This is a genomic window from Achromobacter spanius, from assembly GCF_039673305.1.
Lineage (GTDB): Bacteria > Pseudomonadota > Gammaproteobacteria > Burkholderiales > Burkholderiaceae_B > Achromobacter > Achromobacter spanius_F.
Genome location: NZ_JBDJLJ010000004.1, coordinates 195,949 through 211,206, shown reverse-complemented (window position 1 = coordinate 211,206; position 15,258 = coordinate 195,949). Strand labels below are relative to the sequence as shown.

22 protein-coding genes are annotated in these 15,258 nt (G+C 63.9%); 12 read left to right on the top strand and 10 right to left on the bottom strand.

What is annotated here, in order from left to right; translation table 11 throughout:
• The first annotated feature begins 8 nt into the window (after positions 1 to 8).
• Both hpxZ and ABE485_RS06430 read left to right on the top strand, forming a co-directional pair.
• Positions 9 to 383 carry an oxalurate catabolism protein HpxZ gene (gene hpxZ, locus ABE485_RS06435; RefSeq protein WP_346514294.1) on the top strand — a complete coding sequence of 125 codons (375 nt, stop codon included), beginning with the start codon at positions 9 to 11 and terminating at the stop codon, positions 381 to 383.
• A 126-nt stretch (positions 384 to 509) separates the two neighbouring features.
• Positions 510 to 1,064: an NADPH-dependent FMN reductase gene (locus tag ABE485_RS06430; RefSeq protein WP_346514292.1), complete on the top strand. Its 555-nt coding sequence runs from the start codon at positions 510 to 512 to the stop codon at positions 1,062 to 1,064.
• Between the two features lie 150 nt (positions 1,065 to 1,214).
• Here ABE485_RS06430 and ABE485_RS06425 read toward each other — a convergent pair whose 3' ends face one another.
• Entirely contained in the window at positions 1,215 to 2,105 is an 891-nt protein-coding gene (locus tag ABE485_RS06425; RefSeq protein WP_346514291.1) for an AraC family transcriptional regulator, read from the bottom strand.
• Between the two features lie 229 nt (positions 2,106 to 2,334).
• Here ABE485_RS06425 and ABE485_RS06420 point away from each other — a divergent pair, with 229 nt between their 5' ends.
• Complete coding sequence (locus ABE485_RS06420; RefSeq protein ID WP_346514290.1) at positions 2,335 to 3,090, top strand: SDR family NAD(P)-dependent oxidoreductase; 756 nt, start codon at positions 2,335 to 2,337, stop codon at positions 3,088 to 3,090.
• Between the two features lie 616 nt (positions 3,091 to 3,706).
• Here the strand turns inward: ABE485_RS06420 and ABE485_RS06415 are convergent.
• Positions 3,707 to 3,922, bottom strand: coding sequence for a dodecin (locus tag ABE485_RS06415; RefSeq protein ID WP_346514288.1), 216 nt, complete (start codon positions 3,920 to 3,922; stop codon positions 3,707 to 3,709).
• Positions 3,923 to 4,111: 189 nt separating this feature from the next.
• Here ABE485_RS06415 and ABE485_RS06410 point away from each other — a divergent pair, with 189 nt between their 5' ends.
• A complete protein-coding gene (locus ABE485_RS06410; RefSeq protein ID WP_346514287.1) occupies positions 4,112 to 4,633 on the top strand; it encodes a DUF6496 domain-containing protein in 522 nt (173 codons plus the stop codon).
• A gap of 30 nt (positions 4,634 to 4,663) precedes the next feature.
• Here ABE485_RS06410 and ABE485_RS06405 read toward each other — a convergent pair whose 3' ends face one another.
• On the bottom strand, positions 4,664 to 5,566 hold the full coding sequence (locus ABE485_RS06405) for a LysR family transcriptional regulator (RefSeq protein WP_346514285.1): 903 nt from the start codon (positions 5,564 to 5,566) through the stop codon (positions 4,664 to 4,666).
• A 113-nt stretch (positions 5,567 to 5,679) separates the two neighbouring features.
• On the opposite strand from ABE485_RS06405, the gene ABE485_RS06400 reads away from it, so the two are divergent.
• Both ABE485_RS06400 and ABE485_RS06395 read left to right on the top strand, forming a co-directional pair.
• Entirely contained in the window at positions 5,680 to 6,474 is a 795-nt protein-coding gene (locus tag ABE485_RS06400) for an SDR family NAD(P)-dependent oxidoreductase (RefSeq protein WP_346514284.1), read from the top strand.
• Positions 6,475 to 6,503: 29 nt separating this feature from the next.
• Positions 6,504 to 7,517, top strand: a complete 1,014-nt coding sequence (locus tag ABE485_RS06395) for a zinc-binding alcohol dehydrogenase family protein (RefSeq protein WP_346514283.1) — start codon at positions 6,504 to 6,506, stop codon at positions 7,515 to 7,517.
• Positions 7,518 to 7,570: 53 nt separating this feature from the next.
• Here the strand turns inward: ABE485_RS06395 and ABE485_RS06390 are convergent, their stop codons facing one another.
• Both ABE485_RS06390 and ABE485_RS06385 read right to left on the bottom strand, forming a co-directional pair.
• The gene (locus ABE485_RS06390; protein WP_346514282.1) at positions 7,571 to 7,927 is read right to left on the bottom strand and encodes a hypothetical protein; all 357 of its coding nucleotides are present in this window, start codon (positions 7,925 to 7,927) and stop codon (positions 7,571 to 7,573) included.
• Positions 7,928 to 8,025: 98 nt separating this feature from the next.
• Positions 8,026 to 8,928, bottom strand: coding sequence for an aldose 1-epimerase (locus ABE485_RS06385; RefSeq protein WP_346514280.1), 903 nt, complete (start codon positions 8,926 to 8,928; stop codon positions 8,026 to 8,028).
• Between the two features lie 412 nt (positions 8,929 to 9,340).
• Here ABE485_RS06385 and ABE485_RS06380 point away from each other — a divergent pair, with 412 nt between their 5' ends.
• From ABE485_RS06380 to ABE485_RS06360, 5 genes are all read left to right on the top strand, one after another.
• Positions 9,341 to 10,129: a hypothetical protein gene (locus ABE485_RS06380; protein WP_346514279.1), complete on the top strand. Its 789-nt coding sequence runs from the start codon at positions 9,341 to 9,343 to the stop codon at positions 10,127 to 10,129.
• Complete coding sequence (locus ABE485_RS06375; RefSeq protein WP_346514278.1) at positions 10,122 to 10,493, top strand: hypothetical protein; 372 nt, start codon at positions 10,122 to 10,124, stop codon at positions 10,491 to 10,493. Before ABE485_RS06380 ends, ABE485_RS06375 begins: the two co-directional genes overlap by 8 nt.
• A gap of 181 nt (positions 10,494 to 10,674) precedes the next feature.
• Positions 10,675 to 10,857, top strand: a complete 183-nt coding sequence (locus ABE485_RS06370) for a hypothetical protein (protein WP_346514277.1) — start codon at positions 10,675 to 10,677, stop codon at positions 10,855 to 10,857.
• 31 nt (positions 10,858 to 10,888) lie between these two features.
• Entirely contained in the window at positions 10,889 to 11,551 is a 663-nt protein-coding gene (locus ABE485_RS06365) for an SOS response-associated peptidase (RefSeq protein ID WP_346514276.1), read from the top strand.
• Positions 11,552 to 11,692: 141 nt separating this feature from the next.
• Complete coding sequence (locus ABE485_RS06360; protein ID WP_346514275.1) at positions 11,693 to 11,914, top strand: hypothetical protein; 222 nt, start codon at positions 11,693 to 11,695, stop codon at positions 11,912 to 11,914.
• Here ABE485_RS06360 and ABE485_RS06355 read toward each other — a convergent pair.
• Complete coding sequence (locus ABE485_RS06355; protein WP_346514273.1) at positions 11,911 to 12,330, bottom strand: hypothetical protein; 420 nt, start codon at positions 12,328 to 12,330, stop codon at positions 11,911 to 11,913. The two genes, ABE485_RS06360 and ABE485_RS06355, sit on opposite strands and share 4 nt — an antisense overlap.
• Before the next feature lie 327 nt (positions 12,331 to 12,657).
• Here ABE485_RS06355 and ABE485_RS06350 point away from each other — a divergent pair, with 327 nt between their 5' ends.
• A complete protein-coding gene (locus ABE485_RS06350) occupies positions 12,658 to 13,290 on the top strand; it encodes a hypothetical protein (RefSeq protein WP_346514272.1) in 633 nt (210 codons plus the stop codon).
• Here the strand turns inward: ABE485_RS06350 and ABE485_RS06345 are convergent.
• The 4 genes from ABE485_RS06345 to ABE485_RS06330 form a co-directional block, all read right to left on the bottom strand.
• A complete protein-coding gene (locus tag ABE485_RS06345; protein WP_346514270.1) occupies positions 13,287 to 13,766 on the bottom strand; it encodes a hypothetical protein in 480 nt (159 codons plus the stop codon). The genes ABE485_RS06350 and ABE485_RS06345 overlap by 4 nt on opposite strands.
• On the bottom strand, positions 13,763 to 14,263 hold the full coding sequence (locus ABE485_RS06340; protein WP_346514269.1) for a hypothetical protein: 501 nt from the start codon (positions 14,261 to 14,263) through the stop codon (positions 13,763 to 13,765). The genes ABE485_RS06345 and ABE485_RS06340 overlap by 4 nt, the downstream gene beginning before the upstream one ends.
• A gap of 2 nt (positions 14,264 to 14,265) precedes the next feature.
• Entirely contained in the window at positions 14,266 to 14,709 is a 444-nt protein-coding gene (locus tag ABE485_RS06335) for a hypothetical protein (RefSeq protein ID WP_346514268.1), read from the bottom strand.
• Positions 14,710 to 14,806: 97 nt separating this feature from the next.
• On the bottom strand, positions 14,807 to 15,253 hold the full coding sequence (locus ABE485_RS06330) for a hypothetical protein (RefSeq protein ID WP_346514267.1): 447 nt from the start codon (positions 15,251 to 15,253) through the stop codon (positions 14,807 to 14,809).
• Between the last annotated feature and the right edge of the window lie 5 nt (positions 15,254 to 15,258).

The window sequence follows — 15,258 nt, the reverse complement described above, 5'->3', positions numbered from 1 at the left end:
GAAGATCGATGGAAATTAACCTGCCCGATGTCGTGGCCGAAGTCACGGCGGCGTTCGAGCGCTACGAGACCGCCCTGGTGTCGAACGACGTGGACGTGCTGGACACCCTGTTCTGGAACAGCCCGCACACGCTGCGCTACGGCGCCGGCGAGAACCTGTACGGCTACGACGCCATACGCGAATTCCGCGCGGCACGCTCGCCCCAGGGCCTGGCGCGCCGCGTGCTGCGCACCGCCATCACCACCTATGGCACGGACTTCGCCACCACCAATATCGAATTCCAGCGCGACGGCAGCGACCGCATCGGCCGCCAGAGCCAGACCTGGATGCGCACGCCGCAAGGCTGGCGCGTCGTGTCCGCCCACGTCAGCCTGATGACATGAGCCTGTCATCGGCCCGCGCCACACTGGCGGCCGCGCGGGCCATAACAATATGCGCAATCGGCATTGAGCACGCCGATGAGCAGGTCTACACTGGCTGTTCCCTTTCCACCGTTGGAGCACACGCACATGAGCACATACAAGATTGCGGTTTTCGTCGGAAGCCTGCGCGCCGCCTCGATCAATCTGCGCCTGGCCCGTGCGCTTGAAAAGCTGGTTCCGGCCGACTTCAAATTCGAGTATGTGAGCCTGGGCGACGTCCCGCTCTACAACCAGGACAACGAGAACAACCTGCCCGCGCCCGCCGCCAAGCTCAAGCAGCAGATCGCCGATGCGCAGGGCATCCTGTTCGTGTCGCCCGAGCACAACCGCTCGGTGCCCGCCGCCATCAAGAACGCCATCGACTGGGGTTCGCGCCCCTGGGGCCAGAACTCCTGGACCGGCAAGACCGTCGGCGTCGTGGGCGCATCGCCCAGCGCCGCGGGCACGGCCATGATGCAGCAGCACCTGCGCAACATCCTGGCCGCCGAGGGCGCCAACACACTGACCACGCCCGAAGTCTTCCTGCAGTACACCGAAGGCCTCGTGGACGACCAGTTCAACATCACCAACGAAGGCACGCGCAAGTTCCTGCAAGGCTGGATCGACCGCTACGTGGACTGGGTCAAGAAACTGAATGCCTGATTGCCGCCGACCCCGGCCGGGTCGCCCCGGGCCGGCGCCGATCGCCCGCTCTACCTCCGGGCGATCAAGCCCCCCGATGCGTCGGGGGGCTTTTTTTTGTTCCCGTCCGGATGGCGCAGCCGACGCGCACGGCGCATTCAAGGCATCCGCCTACGCGCAGCGGTTGTGCGCAAGCGCCTCGCGGATGCTCCGTGCCGGCGGCAGGCCGAACAGGCGGGCATACTCGCGTGTGAACTGCGGCACGCTTTCATAGCCGACGCCATGGGCGGCAACGCTGATCGCGACGCCCTCCGACAGCATGCGCCGCCGCGCTTCCACCAGGCGAAGCTGCTTCTGGAACTGCAGCGGCGTCAGCGTCGTGACGCTGCGAAAGTGGGCATGAAACGCCGACAGGCTCATTCCCGCCGCGGCGGCCAGCGCTTCGATCCGCACGGGCTGCGCATACTGTTCACGGATGATCGCAATCGCCCGGGCGATGCGCTGCGCATGGCTGTCGGCCACGCCAAGCGCGCGGATGACGCTGCCGTGCCGCCCGGACAACAGCCAGAAATGCCATTCGCGCACCAACTGGCGGCCCAGCACCGCAAGCGAGTCCGGCCGATCCAGCAGCCGCACCAGGCGCAATGCGGCCTCGGCCACCTCACGCTCGGTCTGATCGACCCGCACGGGCGCATCCAGCGCAGACGGCAGGGATCCGATCTCGCCCACGAGGTCGGCGATGACCGCCGCATCCAGCTCCATCACCAGCGAGTAATACGGCGCCGCCATGCTGGCCGCCGTGACCTGGCTCACGGTTGGCACATCCATCGTGATCAGCAGGGACTCGCCCGCGCCGAAGTCGAACATGCGGCTGCCCATCGTCACGCGCTTGGCGCCTTGCAGCACCAGCGCCACCAACGGCCTGGTGATCGCGTACTGGAGCGTGGTGGGCGATGTCTCGCGCAGGATCGCAACCCCCTTGACGGGGGTGAGCGCCACGCCGCCCGGGCTGGCATGCAGATCGGCATGGCGACGCGCGTGCCGCAGCAGCGCGTCGGCCACGCCGATGTCATCCGAAGCCGGATTGGCAGGCGCTGTTTGAACGGATGATCGAGCAAGATGCTGCATGGCTGTGGGCGGCTCCAGCCGGTTGTCATGGCCATCCGATCGTACATCGCGACACGCCGTACAAGGCGTGTCGCGCACGATCAGGCAAGAATGACGCAGGATCGCGCAACCTGGATGGAACCGGGATTCCTAAGATGGCCCCATCCCATTCAGGAGCGTTTCCATGACCACCATTTCCCTGATCACCGGCGCCAGCCGGGGCCTCGGCCGCAACACCGCGTTGAGCATCGCCCGCCACGGCGGCGACGTGATCATTACCTACCGCAGCGGCAAAGACGCCGCCGAAGCCGTGGCGGCGGAGGTCGCCGCACTGGGCCGCAAGGCCGTCGCGCTTCAACTCGACACGGGCGATGCATCCTCCTTCACCGACTTTGCGGCCGCGGTACGGGCAGCCCTGGCCCGCGTCTGGCGGCGCGATACGTTCGACCATCTCGTCAACAACGCAGGCCATGGCGAGATGGCGGACTTCGCCGCCACCACGCCCGCGCAGTTCGACGCCCTCTTCAATGTGCACGTGAAGGGCGTGTTCTTCCTGACGCAGGCCCTGCTGCCGCTGCTGGCCGATGGCGGACGCATCGTCAATTTTTCTTCGGGGCTGACTCGCGTGTCGTTCGCGGGCTTTTCCGCCTACGCGGCCGCCAAGGGCGCGGTGGAGACCCTCACCGTCTACCTGGCGAAGGAACTGGGCAGCCGCGGCATCACCGCCAACACGGTTGCCCCGGGCGCGATCGCCACCGACTTCCTCGGCGGCGCGGTGCGCGACATCCCCGACTACAACAAGGCCTTCGCGGACATGACGGCGCTGGGCCGCGTCGGCGTGCCGGACGACATCGGTCCGATGGTGGCCAGCCTGCTGGGATCCGACAATCGCTGGGTCACTGGCCAGCGCATCGAGGTATCCGGCGGCCAGTCGATCTGAACCGCGGACGCGCGCCGCGTCCACTTATCCCCTCCAACTGTGGAGAAGGTTGAGGACAGCCTTGGGGCAGGTCGAAAAACCCCTGCCCCGCCAAGCACTTGCAAGGCACGGTCAAAAAATGCGCAATCATCCTTTTGGATGATTTTTGGTCCGGTTATCCCCATGCAAGCGGCTTGAACGCGGGCCCGGCGGGCAAGATCTCGGGGCTTGTGTGGATTTGTCCCCGCCTTCTGTGGAAAAGCATGAGGACAGTATGAGGGCAGCTCTTGAATCCCCTTACATATCAATGCCATGCAAGCGCTGCTCAAGAAAGGCCCAAACGGCGTTCCAGGGTCTTCCGGTTGTCCCCGCCAAATGTGGATAAGCCTGAGGACAGCCTGCGGGCAGTCTTGAAAAACCCTTGAGGACCAAGGACTTGGGGGCCGCGGGCAAGAAACGATCACACCGGCGCTTGAACCCGTAGGCAAGCAAGGTCGAGTCGCGGCCGGAAAAAAGGAAGCAGGCTTGTCCCCATGGAATGTGGACAAGCCTATGAACAGTGGCACAACAAGTCGAGAAACCCCTTATCCGTCAATCACTTGGAAGGGGCGCTCAAGAAATGCCCAACGTCTCGGCGTCAGGAGTTCCCTTCGAGCCGCATGCCGATCTTCATGCCGACCTGCCAGTACGCGACCTTTCCGTCCTTGATGTGGCCGCGCACCTCGGTGACCTCGAACCAGTCCAGGTTGCGCAAGGTCTCTGACGCGCGCGAGATGGCCTGGGAAATTGCATCGTCGGTGGACTTGGTGGAAGAGCCCACGAGTTCGATCTGCTTGTAGACATGATTCGACATAGCTCGTCTCCGCAAAGGGGGTGAGTCGTGAATCGTCGGTGCGCTGGCCTTGTTCCGGCGCTTACGACCGGCAATCCATTCGAACACACAGGATACCCCCGCGGCGCTAGAGTGGTGTTACGAGTTCCGTCGCGCGGTCTCGGCCGGCGACGGAATCCGCTTTTGCAACGCGAAGCAAAGGAGGTTGCCATGCCTGAACGAAAAACTCTTGAACGCGCCGCGCGCGACAAGCGACAGGGCAAGTCCGCGTCCACCCAGGCCGGAGAATTCGTGCGCGAGGAAATCGACCATGTGCGCGAAGGCAAGCACGGCGTGCGGTCCACCAAGCAGGCCATTGCGATCGGGCTGTCGAAGGCGCGCCGCGCGGGCGTCAAGCTGGACGCGCCGAAGAAGGCCAGCGCCGCGACCAAACGCAAGGCCGAGCAGGACAGCAAGGCAGCGCACGACGGCCACGCCAAATCCGCCACCCGGGCCAAGGCCACCACCAAGGCGCTGAAGAAGGAAAGCGCCGCGCCGGTATCGAAATCGGCCCTGTCCCGCAACGCCAGCAAAACAGCCGGCAAGCGCACTGCTGCAGACCGCTCGGCCGCGGCGCGCAAGGCTGCCGCCACCAAGGGCGCCGCAGGCCGCTCCGCCGCCGCCAAGAAGGCTGCGCGCACGCGCGCGGCAAACAAGCGGGCCGCCAACGGACAGCATCACGCCGCGCATTGAGCCGGCATGCGGGCAGCGGCGGTGCGGGCCCTATCCTGCTTCGAAGGCCCTGAAGCGCTCTTGCAGAAACTCGCGCAGGCGCCGGATGGCCGGCGACAGCAACATGCGATGGACGCACAGCAGGTAAAGCGGCGACGGCTCGCTGACGTAGTTGCCCAGCAACTCGACCAGCCTGCCGGCGCGCAGGTCCGTCAGCACGTCATAGCGTGACTTGTAGGCCACGCCATGACCCGCCAGCGCCCAACGCCGCACCAGGTCGCCATCGTCGCCGACACGGTCGCCCTTGACCGGCACCGTCAGGCTCGATCCGTCGCGCTCAAAAGTCCAGCGGTCATGCAGCGTCTCGCCCAGCACGAAGGACAGGCAGTTGTGGCGGCGCAGATCCGCCGGCGTCTGGGGCACGCCATGGCGCGCCAGGTAGGCAGGCGCCGCGCAGACCACGCGGCGGTTGTGCTCGGCCACCGGCAGGGCCACCAGGCCCGAGTCGTTGGGCGTGCCATAGCGCACGGCGATGTCGACGGGCTGGCGGTACAGGTCGGCCAGCCGGTCGCTGATGCGCAACTGGAAGGTCACGCGTGGATGCTGCTGCTGGAAGTCGTCCAGCCAGGGCAAGAGGACGTTGCGGCCCAGGTCGGAAGGCACCGACACCGACAGGGTGCCGGCGATGCCCGTCTTGTCGCGCGCCATGGCGTTCTTGCCCGCCTCCAGCGCGGCGATGGCCGAGCGCGCGTATTCGAGATAGCGCTCGCCGTCGCTGGTCAGGCGCAGGCTGCGCGTGGACCGGACGAACAGCCGCGTTTCGAGCTCCTGCTCCAGGCGCTTGAGGGCGGCGCTGGCCACTGCGGGCGTCAGGTCCAGTTCGCGCGCGGCCGCCGAAAAACTGCCCAGATCCGTCGCCGCGACAAAGATCCGCAAGTCCTCGAATCGGACCATTCCCGCCTCATTTTCAAAAATTTATTGAAACTGACTGCGATGCTAGCCCGTTTTTCATCGTTGCGGGCTGGGTAATCATGCACTCATTCCCCCGACACGCACGGAGTCACCGCATGAAAATCGAACTGAAGGGCAAGAAGGCACTGGTCACCGGATCGTCCGGCGGCATCGGACTGGCCATCGCCATCGGGCTGGCTGAAGCCGGCGCCCAGGTCGTGCTGCACGGCCGCAGCGCCGACAAGCTGGCGCGGGCGGCGCAAACCCTGTCCGGCAAGGCGCCGGGCGCGCAGGTCAGCACGGTGCAGGCGGACCTGGCCACGGCGGACGGCGCCGCCTCGGTCTGCGCCGCGCATCCCGACGTGGACATCCTGGTCAACAACGCCGGCACGTTCACGCCCAAGTCGTTCACGGAAATCACCGACGACGACTGGCAGGACATGATGGACACCAACGTCATGAGCGGCATCCGCCTGTCGCGCTACTACCTGCCGCGGATGCTGGCCGCCAACTGGGGCAGGATCGTCTTCATCTCGAGTGAATCCGGCGTCCAGATCCCGGCCGAAATGATCCACTACGGCGTCAGCAAGACCGCCCTGCTGGGCGTCTCGCGCGGCCTGGCCGAATTGACCGCCGGCACCAGCGTCACCGTCAACGCCGTGCTGCCCGGCCCCACCCGCTCCGAAGGCGTCGCCGACTTCTTCGCGGAAATGGCCCGGGAACAGGGCGTCACGCAGGAGCAGATGGAACGCGACTTCGTCGCCCAGCACCGCCCCACGTCGCTGCTGCGCCGCCTGGCCACCGTGGAAGAAGTGGCCAACATGGTCGTCTACACCTGCTCGACGCAGGCGTCGGCCACCAACGGCGCCGCGCTGCGCGTGGACGGCGGCGTCGTCCGCTCCATCATCTGATCCAAGCCCTTTTCTCCCGAGCCCTTCCCATGAAAGCCATCGCCTACTACAAGAACCTTCCCGCCAGCAACGCCGACGCCTTGCAGGACATCACCGCCGCGGAACCCGTGCCGGGCGACCACGACCTGCTGGTGGACGTGCACGCCATCTCGGTCAACCCGGTCGACGTCAAGATCCGCGCCAACCGCAAGCCCAAGGATGGACAGCCCGAGATCATCGGCTGGGACGCCGCCGGCGTCGTGCGCGCCGTCGGCGCCAAGACCAGCCTCTTCAAGCCGGGCGACCGCGTCTGGTACGCCGGCGCCATCAACCGCCCCGGCGCCAACAGCGAGCGCCATGTGGTGGACGAGCGCATCGTCGGCCGCATGCCAACAAGCCTGGACTTCGCGCAGGCCGCCGCCCTGCCGCTCACCACCATCACCGCCTGGGAACTGCTGTTCGACCGCCTGCGGGTGCTGGACAACGCGGCCCCCAGCCAGCGCAGCCTGCTGGTCATCGGCGCGGCCGGCGGCGTAGGCTCGATCCTGGTGCAGCTGGCCCGCCAGCTCACGGGGCTGACCGTGATCGGCACCGCCTCGCGGCCCGAGACCCAGGCCTGGGTGCGTGAACTGGGCGCGCACCACGTCATCGACCACGGCAAGCCGCTGACCGAAGAGCTCAAGCGCATCGGCTTCGAGAACGTGAGCTACATCGCCGGCCTGAACCAGACCGACAAACACTTCCCGCAGATGGCCGAGGCGATCGCGCCGCAAGGCAAGATCGCGCTGATCGACGACCCCGCGGCCATCGACGTGCGGCTGCTCAAGGGCAAGTCGGCCTCGCTGCATTGGGAGTTCATGTTCGCGCGGCCGCTGCACGGCACGCCCGACCTGATCGCCCAGCACGAACTGCTGAACCAGGCCGCCCGCCTGATCGACGACGGCACGCTGCGCACCACGCTGGGAGAGCACTACGGGAAGATCAACGCGGAAAATCTGCGCCGCGCCCACGCCTTCATCGAAAGCGGCAAGGCGCGCGGAAAGATCGTGCTGGAAGGGTTCTAGGGCCTGCTAACACTAAAGGGCGCTCACCCTTCGGGCAGGCCGGTAATCGACCGTCAGGCGCGACCATCGCGCTTGGCGCGCGCGTGCGGATCGTTGATTTCGGCTTCCAGTTCGGCGATCAGCCATTCGAACCAGCCGTTTTCCGTGCGGGCGTACACCACGGCCGCCGGCGTCTTGCCTTCGCGCCAGCCCGGCTGGTGCGTGTCCATCCAGGACGACAGGCTCTTGTGCGGAGCCAGCAGCCCTGACAGCCAGGACCACACGTACTCGGGCACGTTACGGCGAAAGCCCTTGGCGCAGGCGTAGAGGGTGGGTTCCAGCGGCAGATTGCCCGCGCGCGCCAGCTTGGCCTGCGTCCGGCGGAGCGTCTCGGCCGCTGCCTGCAATTGTTCGGTGCTGAGCTTTTTCACGTACGACTCCTGGTTTTCTGGTTTGACCGGATTATCACCGGAGCGCGCCGCGCTTACCAAGCCCTGCCCGCGCACGCCCCTTCAAGTCCGTTCGGACCTCATGCGCCGCGCGGCGGCAACAGGCCCAGCAAGGCCGTGGCGCTGAAGCGTTCGCCGGGCTCCAGCACGCGCATCCCGGTGCGCGTATCGCCGGCCGCAGCCAGATTGAAGGCGTCCGCCACGTTGGTCACCGGCTCCACGCACAGGAAATCCGCGCCCGGAGCGGTGTACACCACCAGGTGCGCGAACGCGGGATCGGCGTGCAGCGCCAGCTCATGCCCATCCGCCCAATGCAGCGTCGCGCGCCCCTGCCATTGCGACAGATAGGTATCGCAGCCCTCGGCGGACTGGCGCAGTTCGCGCACGTGCGTCACCTGGCTGCCGGTCGGCAGGCCGTCCGCATTAGCCGGCCAGATGCGCCGCGCATGCAGCGTCACCCGCTGGGCCGTGAAATACGGATGGATGCCCAGCCCGAACGGCATGGGCGTGTCGCCCTGGTTGACGATGGCCAGCGTCAGGCTCAGCCCCCGCCCGTCCAGGCGCCAGCGCTGCACGCATTCGAACGGCCAGGGCCAGCCCAGCACGCCGGCAGGCTGGTCCAGGACCAGGTCGACGCTGTCCTCGGTCCGGTTGCGGACCCGCCATGCCTGGAACAGCCCCGCGCCGTGGATCGCCTGCGGCCTTCCCTGCACGGACTGCAGCGCATGCCGGGCCCCATTGAAGGTGAACACGCCGTCGCGGATCCGGTTGGAATACGGCGCCAGCGGATACGACCCCGCGCGCGGCCACTTGCCCGCCGGCCACTCCGTGGCCGTCAGCGGCACGATCCAGTCGTGTTCCCCCGTGGACAGGCGCGTCAGCCGCCCGCCCCCGCCCGGCGCAAACTCGGCCTGGTGCGGGCCGCTGGCGATGGAAACGCGTTCGCTGGCATCCAGCACCGCGGGAACGGCAATATCCGGCATAGATCCATGACTCCGGCGGCGTCGACACGCGCCGCGACGTGCGATTGTGCCCGCGCGCCGCCGCGGCCCGCAAGTCCGGCCCGGCGGACTGCCTGTACGGGAAAAAGCAAACCAGCGCGAAATCGGCCCGCCGCTCGGCGCGGACCCTCGCCCGCCCCGATACAATCACGGGCATGAATTCAGCAATGCAAAACACCGCCGCCGACGCCCACGCGGGCCACACCCCCATGATGCATAGGTAAACCCCATAGAGGAAGCAACACTTCCCACCATGAACCTACGCCAAAAGTTACGCTCGAGCTTCGGAACCAAACCGTAACCGAATTTTTCGTGTTTAAATCCCTCTCTAACATGCATCGAGTGCAAACGGACGCTCGAGACGGTCACTAAACCGGAAAAGAATTATTAGCACATGAGCATACTCGGAGCTTCAGCCGCGACGATCGGCGACAGTCTAGACGCTGAAGTCGGATACTTCCTCCTTCAGACGGGCCAGCGGCGCCATAAGAAGGATGGCGAGGTGCAGCGACTGTGGGCAGAATGCGAAAAACTAGCGAGGGCCGATGCGCCTCTGGCTATGGCTCTCAAGGCAGCACTCTGCGTAACAGTAGGGGACTACGATGAAGCACTCTATTACGTGCGCAACATCAAGCTCAATCATTCGCCACTTCACGACTCTACACTGGCCACCGTACTCATAAACTTCGGGTACTTCTCAGAGTCGCTTGAGGTCTATAGGCAATTGCTTTCCGTCCGCGAACTTGTCCAAGACGAGTATTTCCATCTTGGCGTCGCGAACGGTGCCTATAGCACATATATTGAAGCCTTAGAGGCCTATCGGAAAAACATGTCATTGTCATCGTTCTTTCCCGCAATGGAAGACGAAGTTAGGGCCGCCGCCGCAATCCTCGAAGAAAATGGGGAAAGCGAGCAGTTGATCGCCCGCGCAATGGATGTAGCTGGCGAAGTATTGCGTGACCGATCTCTGTTGTTCTATGGACTTCACCACAAGGTCCGTGCAGTGCCGCATCCACGGGATGGAGGTCCGCCTTATTTTCGTGTTGATATCGGCGTACAAGTCGATGATGACACCGCGTTTGACATGACCTGCGAATATGCGGATCGTCTCGCACAGTCGTCGGCAACTATTCCCGTTTCGATGGTTCTTAAGTTCAGCGGCAGGTCGGAATCCCATGCCTAGCAACAGCACCCAATTGTGGACTTACGCCCAGTCGCTCAACACGCCTTGCGAGGAGTCTCGTAGAGCCAAGATTAGCCGCGCGTACTACGCGCTGTACCATCATGCGATTGACTTTCACAATAGCTTGCCTAGCTCCGGCCATTCGCTTGCTGTGGGCGGCGGCGTACACCGCAAATTGATCCAGCAACTGACGAATCCAACAGTGGCCGATGACGCGATGAAGGGTCGCTCCAGAAAAATCGGAACGATGCTTGGCTTAGCCAGAGATTTGCGCGATGAGGCTGATTACGAAAACACCAGCACGATCGAGCCTAAACACGTCAGGGAATGCTTGCGTTACGTGGAACAAGGCCTCGCGAGTTGATTGGGCTGGAAGGTTGCACTCAACCAATGTAGGTTTGGGCGTCATGCGACCTTCCGCCCCGAGTTGATCCTGTACTGGCCCCTTCCATGGGAAGGTTCTCATGTGCAGCCACTACCAGACGCTGAAAGACGCCGACTACAGAGGATGATTCGGTCCGAGATCGCATGTTGATGCGCGCCCGATGAACCTGCGTTGGGTAGAGTGCTGCTCATGGAAACCTGGCCCTTCTCCCTCACCTTGCCACGACTTCGCCGCCCTGACCGACAGGGAAAAGGCACTGCTCGAATCCATCACCGCCGCCTTTCTTGCCTTCGTTCTCGCACAGCGCGCCTACGACGAAGACTCAACGGACCACATGCACTGATCCTATACTGGAACCCTCCTTGGAGGGTCCAATGTGCAGCCACTATCAGACCTTGAAAGACGCAGAATTGCTGTTGAAGCGGTTCGGCGCGACCAAGCCGGCGCCCATCGGAAAATACGACATGTGGCCGCGCTACCGGGGCGTGTTCGTCCGCCGGCCGCCGGAGCATGACGCGGGCGACGAAGCCGTGCCCGAACTGGAAGCAGTGGCGGGGCGCTGGGGCCTGATATCTGCATCCACCCGCCCTGATGCACTGGCGGGCGCCGAAAAACTGTCCACGTTCAACGCCCGCGACGACCGGGTGGCTAACGCCTTCACTTTCCGCAACGCCTGGCGCCGGGCGCAGCACTGCATCATCCCTGCGGATGCCATTTTCGAACCCGACTGGCGATCCGGCAAAGCCATAGCCACCCGCTTCACCCGGGCCGACGGCGCGCCGCTGGGCATCGCCGGCCTGTGGGACCGATACCGGGACGCCGCTGGCCACTGGCTCGAGAGCTACACCATGCTCACCATCAACGCCGATCAGGATCCGTTGTTCCGCGACTACCACCAGCCAAACAAGGAAAAGCGGATGGTGGTCATCCTGCCCGAGGGTGCCTACCGCGACTGGTTGACCGCATCCGCCGACCAGAGCCGCGCGATGTTGGTGCCCTTCCCCTCCGAAAAACTCGTTGCGACAGCTATGACTTGACCCTGGTTCTGCTGCAATATACTGTATATTCATACAGTTAACTTGCAGCAAATCATGCGTTGCTCAGTCGTCCGTACCCACCACCTTGGCCAGAAGCGCCGAGACAATGACCCAGCGCCTGCGGTCGTCGGGACGGTTCACATGTACTCGATCACACGAGACGACATGCGGCGGCAGATCGCGGTCATGACCATGGACGGGCTGGCAAAGTTCGGCGCGACGGCGAAAAGCCCCATTCCCGACCTGTTGGAACCCGAGTTGCTGACCTTCAGTTCGGACAGGGGAATGATGGTCTGCGGCTTCGAAGAAATTGACGGGCGACGCTACTACCAGGGCTGGTGGATGCGCTGGCTCGAAAGCTAGTTCAGCCGCTCAAATTTCCAATCACCCCAAATCCCGCCAGCCGAAACACTGACTCGGAAATCGTAGGTATGACCGGCCATCACTGAAATGTCCTCGTACTGAATCGGCTGACTCACATCGTTGATCTGAAATCCCACCTTCCTCGTGCCAGCAGGAACTCTTAGTTCAAGAACGCGATTGGACTCGATATTGGCAACGTGCCTACCATCTACGTAGACGAGCACAGCCATAGCTGAGTGGTAGGCCCCCCCGTCACGCACTACACGCACCAGGCCTCTGTCTGGCGCATTTGCCAACACTGATGGGTCAATTATGGACGCAGACTGCGCCCTGGGCGCCTTCTCAATATCCACCGGAACCGACGCGCAGCCCGCCATCAACGATAAAAACAGAACAACCGCTGCGGAACGTAGCATTCCCCTTCCCTCCTTAGTTTTGCCGGGAGACTATACCGCAGCGCCCTATTCGCGTTGGCGGGCTTGGCAAGCATTCAACTGCGAGGTCACTCGCTCGATTCCAGCCCGGAGGGCGAAATAATCCGATCGAGCAACTGGATCAAGCTCCGTGCCTTGCACCAGCAGAAGGCAAGACGGGCCAAGCACAGTCACTGGTTCTGGCTGGCCCAGCGGGCGGAGCGGGTCTAGGGATTCATGCCACCGCTGACGTGGGCTTGATTGCTTGTTCGCCTGCGCGAACTCAGGCTGCCATATACTCCCGTCGAAGGATATGGAACACACCGAAAAATGAAGCAAGAACAGACAGAGCCTCAGCGCCCCCTCAGTCTTGCCGAAGCGCGGCAAGTTGCGATCGAGTGGGCCGTCGACAATTCAGTCCCAGCCGCGCAAGCAGCCAAGGTGGTGGAAGGCTGGTTTTCGGAAGGTATGAGCCTATGGGGCCGACCAGCCCTATTGCAGTCCTTGAAGGTTTTTTTCCTTCAGGCCCGGAACTCTGCAGAACTGTTTGAAAAACTCGCCGAGATAGAGCGCGAGAAGCATTCTGCTTGGGCACTTGAGGCCGTGAAACACATTGCCATTGCTAGCGTTACAGGTCTGGCGGGCAGCGCCACTCTAATAGCGAGCGATTCCAAAAACGGCTGGACTATCGCTGCACTTGCCTGCTTTGCCCTGGCCATGGCTTTGTCGATAGGTACGTTTATTGCAGGCGCCTCAACTTTCTTGGCAGACGCTAAGGCGAATACCGAGCTCGCCTGGAATGCGAAATTCGCACACCGCTGGGACCAGCTCACGCAGCGGCCAGCGGAAGCCGAGGGAAAAGCGAAAAAACCTAGCCGGCATACGGGGGCTGCCTTTCTATTATTGGCTATAGCCGCAGTCATCGTAGGCATCGCATTCATTGTGACAGGCATATGGGGCTAAGGAAGTTGACCCCACGGATCGGCCGATAAGCCTCGTATGTAATCCTGTAATCCGTTCACCTGGTCAGCCCATCGAGCAGCATCTTTTCCCAACTGCTCATATCGCCCGACACACGATCCAATAATTCCGATCCAGTCGGGGCCGGATGCATCAGGTCCGCCGCTGGCGCTGGCAGCCTCGGCGCGCCGCTGGGCAAGCTGGCGCAGCAGCCCGTCAATGCGGCCACGCTGAGCGGCAACAGTCTTTTCAGCAGCTTCACGCGCCAGGACGGCGCCGCGGTGTTTGGCATCAGCACGATCTCTTTCCTCCTGCCAGGCGCGCTCGATGGCCGCCTGGCGCTTCTCGATTTCTGCCTGCTTGGCATCCGCCCCGGCCTCGTACTGGCTGGCGCCATACCAGCGGATGCCGAGCACCACGGCCACCACTAGGGCCGACCCTATCAGGTACGGAACCGCGGCGCGCAGCAGCGGGTTCATCGGCTCACCTCGGCCGCCGCGCGCGCGTACAGGGTCGGCCACGTCTGCGCATGCGGCTTGCCCGGCCGCCAGGTGCGCAGGTAGAGGTTCCAGGCGCCCTGCTCATCGCCGACCGCAGGCAGCCGGCCCGGGTCGCTCCACAGCAGCAGGCGCGCCAAGCCAGCCGCCAGCACGTGGTCGTTCTCGATGGCATCCCAGATGGCGACGTCCCGCGCCGGCACGCCCCGGGCCTGGTAAAGGTGCGCGGCCGCGGCGCTGGTGGCGACGTGCAGCCGGACGCCATGGACCATGCCGCCGCCCTGCTCCGCCTGCCAGAAGCTTTTTGCCGGCCCGGCCGGGCGCGGCGGGTTGCCCACGAGTTGGCGCCGATGCTCGAAGCGCGATTCTTGCAGCCCGATCGCCAGCAGCATGATGCGCGCTTCGGGCGTGTCCATACTGGCGGGCAGCAGTGCCAGCGCCGGGCTGATCGCCTTATGAATGACGGTCTTCAGGTCCACGATCAACCCTTCCCGCCAGGCCGGCGCCACGGCAAACGCGCCAGAACCTCATCCAGCCACGGCAGCACGCCCTGATCACGCATACGCGACATCCACCGCATGTACGCGCCTAACACCCACCATGCAGGAAGACCAGCCAGCAACATGCTCGGCCCCAACACGTAGAACTTCGCAAGCAACGCGTCGTCACTGCCGGCCCCGTGATGTGCAAGCCAGGTCATGGCATCCATCAGCCCCGGCTTCCACGCGATCACCGCCCCGGCGAGTGCCGGGCCGAACATAAACGAGCATGCGACGGTCGAAACGGTGCGGACGGTGAACTCCCGCGCCGTCCGTGGCGGCATGATCAGCAGCCCGAGGATCGCGGCGATTGCGGCCGGCACCCCATACGCCATTGCGACCTTCAAGGCCGCGAGGCCTCCCAGCCCCGTAGAACCCGGTTCCATAGTTGCACTGCTCCTGTAAACGGTGCGCATGATTGCCTCCCGTATGGACGAAAAAAAGCCCGCCAACAATGGCGGGCGGTTTGCGAGCGAAGTCGATCTATTCGACCTTCGCAGCTTCGATAAACATGGCATCAGCCAAGGCTTCGGATAGCCCGAGATGTGCGATGGCGTCCAGCGTGCTTTCGCTGTTCCGATGGACCGTGGAGGCCATTTCCCATGCCAGACGGCGCGGGTCGTCCGCAGCCATGGCCGCGAAAAACTCATTTGTCACGCTCAGCAGGCTATGGCGCGCCAGCACCACGCAGCACTGATACTTCGTCACCGCTTCCGGAACGGGAACAGGCGCGGGCGCAGTCGGGTCGTGCGCAGCAAGGACCGCTTCGATTGCGATCCTGTCCTCTGGCGACAAGGCCGTGTTAATCGTCACGGAGCCGTCCAGGTTCGTGATATCGCCAAAGTTGATGCCATTTTCAGACCATGAGAATGGAAGGCCGAAGAGCCCTGCGGCAGCCAGTTCAGATGGGAAAGAGGGGCCGATTATCATGGTGG

Excerpts from the sequence above, each read along its gene's own strand:
- hpxZ (WP_346514294.1), top strand. The coding sequence starts at position 9 with ATGGAAATTAACCTGCCCGATGTCGTGGCCGAAGTCACGGCGGCGTTC.
- ABE485_RS06430 (WP_346514292.1), top strand. The coding sequence starts at position 510 with ATGAGCACATACAAGATTGCGGTTTTCGTCGGAAGCCTGCGCGCCGCC.
- ABE485_RS06420 (WP_346514290.1), top strand. The coding sequence starts at position 2,335 with ATGACCACCATTTCCCTGATCACCGGCGCCAGCCGGGGCCTCGGCCGC.
- ABE485_RS06415 (WP_346514288.1), bottom strand. The coding sequence starts at position 3,922 with ATGTCGAATCATGTCTACAAGCAGATCGAACTCGTGGGCTCTTCCACC.
- ABE485_RS06410 (WP_346514287.1), top strand. The coding sequence starts at position 4,112 with ATGCCTGAACGAAAAACTCTTGAACGCGCCGCGCGCGACAAGCGACAG.
- ABE485_RS06405 (WP_346514285.1), bottom strand. The coding sequence starts at position 5,566 with ATGGTCCGATTCGAGGACTTGCGGATCTTTGTCGCGGCGACGGATCTG.
- ABE485_RS06400 (WP_346514284.1), top strand. The coding sequence starts at position 5,680 with ATGAAAATCGAACTGAAGGGCAAGAAGGCACTGGTCACCGGATCGTCC.
- ABE485_RS06395 (WP_346514283.1), top strand. The coding sequence starts at position 6,504 with ATGAAAGCCATCGCCTACTACAAGAACCTTCCCGCCAGCAACGCCGAC.
- ABE485_RS06385 (WP_346514280.1), bottom strand. The coding sequence starts at position 8,928 with ATGCCGGATATTGCCGTTCCCGCGGTGCTGGATGCCAGCGAACGCGTT.
- ABE485_RS06380 (WP_346514279.1), top strand. The coding sequence starts at position 9,341 with ATGAGCATACTCGGAGCTTCAGCCGCGACGATCGGCGACAGTCTAGAC.
- ABE485_RS06375 (WP_346514278.1), top strand. The coding sequence starts at position 10,122 with ATGCCTAGCAACAGCACCCAATTGTGGACTTACGCCCAGTCGCTCAAC.
- ABE485_RS06370 (WP_346514277.1), top strand. The coding sequence starts at position 10,675 with ATGAACCTGCGTTGGGTAGAGTGCTGCTCATGGAAACCTGGCCCTTCT.
- ABE485_RS06365 (WP_346514276.1), top strand. The coding sequence starts at position 10,889 with ATGTGCAGCCACTATCAGACCTTGAAAGACGCAGAATTGCTGTTGAAG.
- ABE485_RS06360 (WP_346514275.1), top strand. The coding sequence starts at position 11,693 with ATGTACTCGATCACACGAGACGACATGCGGCGGCAGATCGCGGTCATG.
- ABE485_RS06355 (WP_346514273.1), bottom strand. The coding sequence starts at position 12,330 with ATGCTACGTTCCGCAGCGGTTGTTCTGTTTTTATCGTTGATGGCGGGC.
- ABE485_RS06350 (WP_346514272.1), top strand. The coding sequence starts at position 12,658 with ATGAAGCAAGAACAGACAGAGCCTCAGCGCCCCCTCAGTCTTGCCGAA.
- ABE485_RS06345 (WP_346514270.1), bottom strand. The coding sequence starts at position 13,766 with ATGAACCCGCTGCTGCGCGCCGCGGTTCCGTACCTGATAGGGTCGGCC.
- ABE485_RS06335 (WP_346514268.1), bottom strand. The coding sequence starts at position 14,709 with ATGGAACCGGGTTCTACGGGGCTGGGAGGCCTCGCGGCCTTGAAGGTC.
- ABE485_RS06330 (WP_346514267.1), bottom strand. The coding sequence starts at position 15,253 with ATGATAATCGGCCCCTCTTTCCCATCTGAACTGGCTGCCGCAGGGCTC.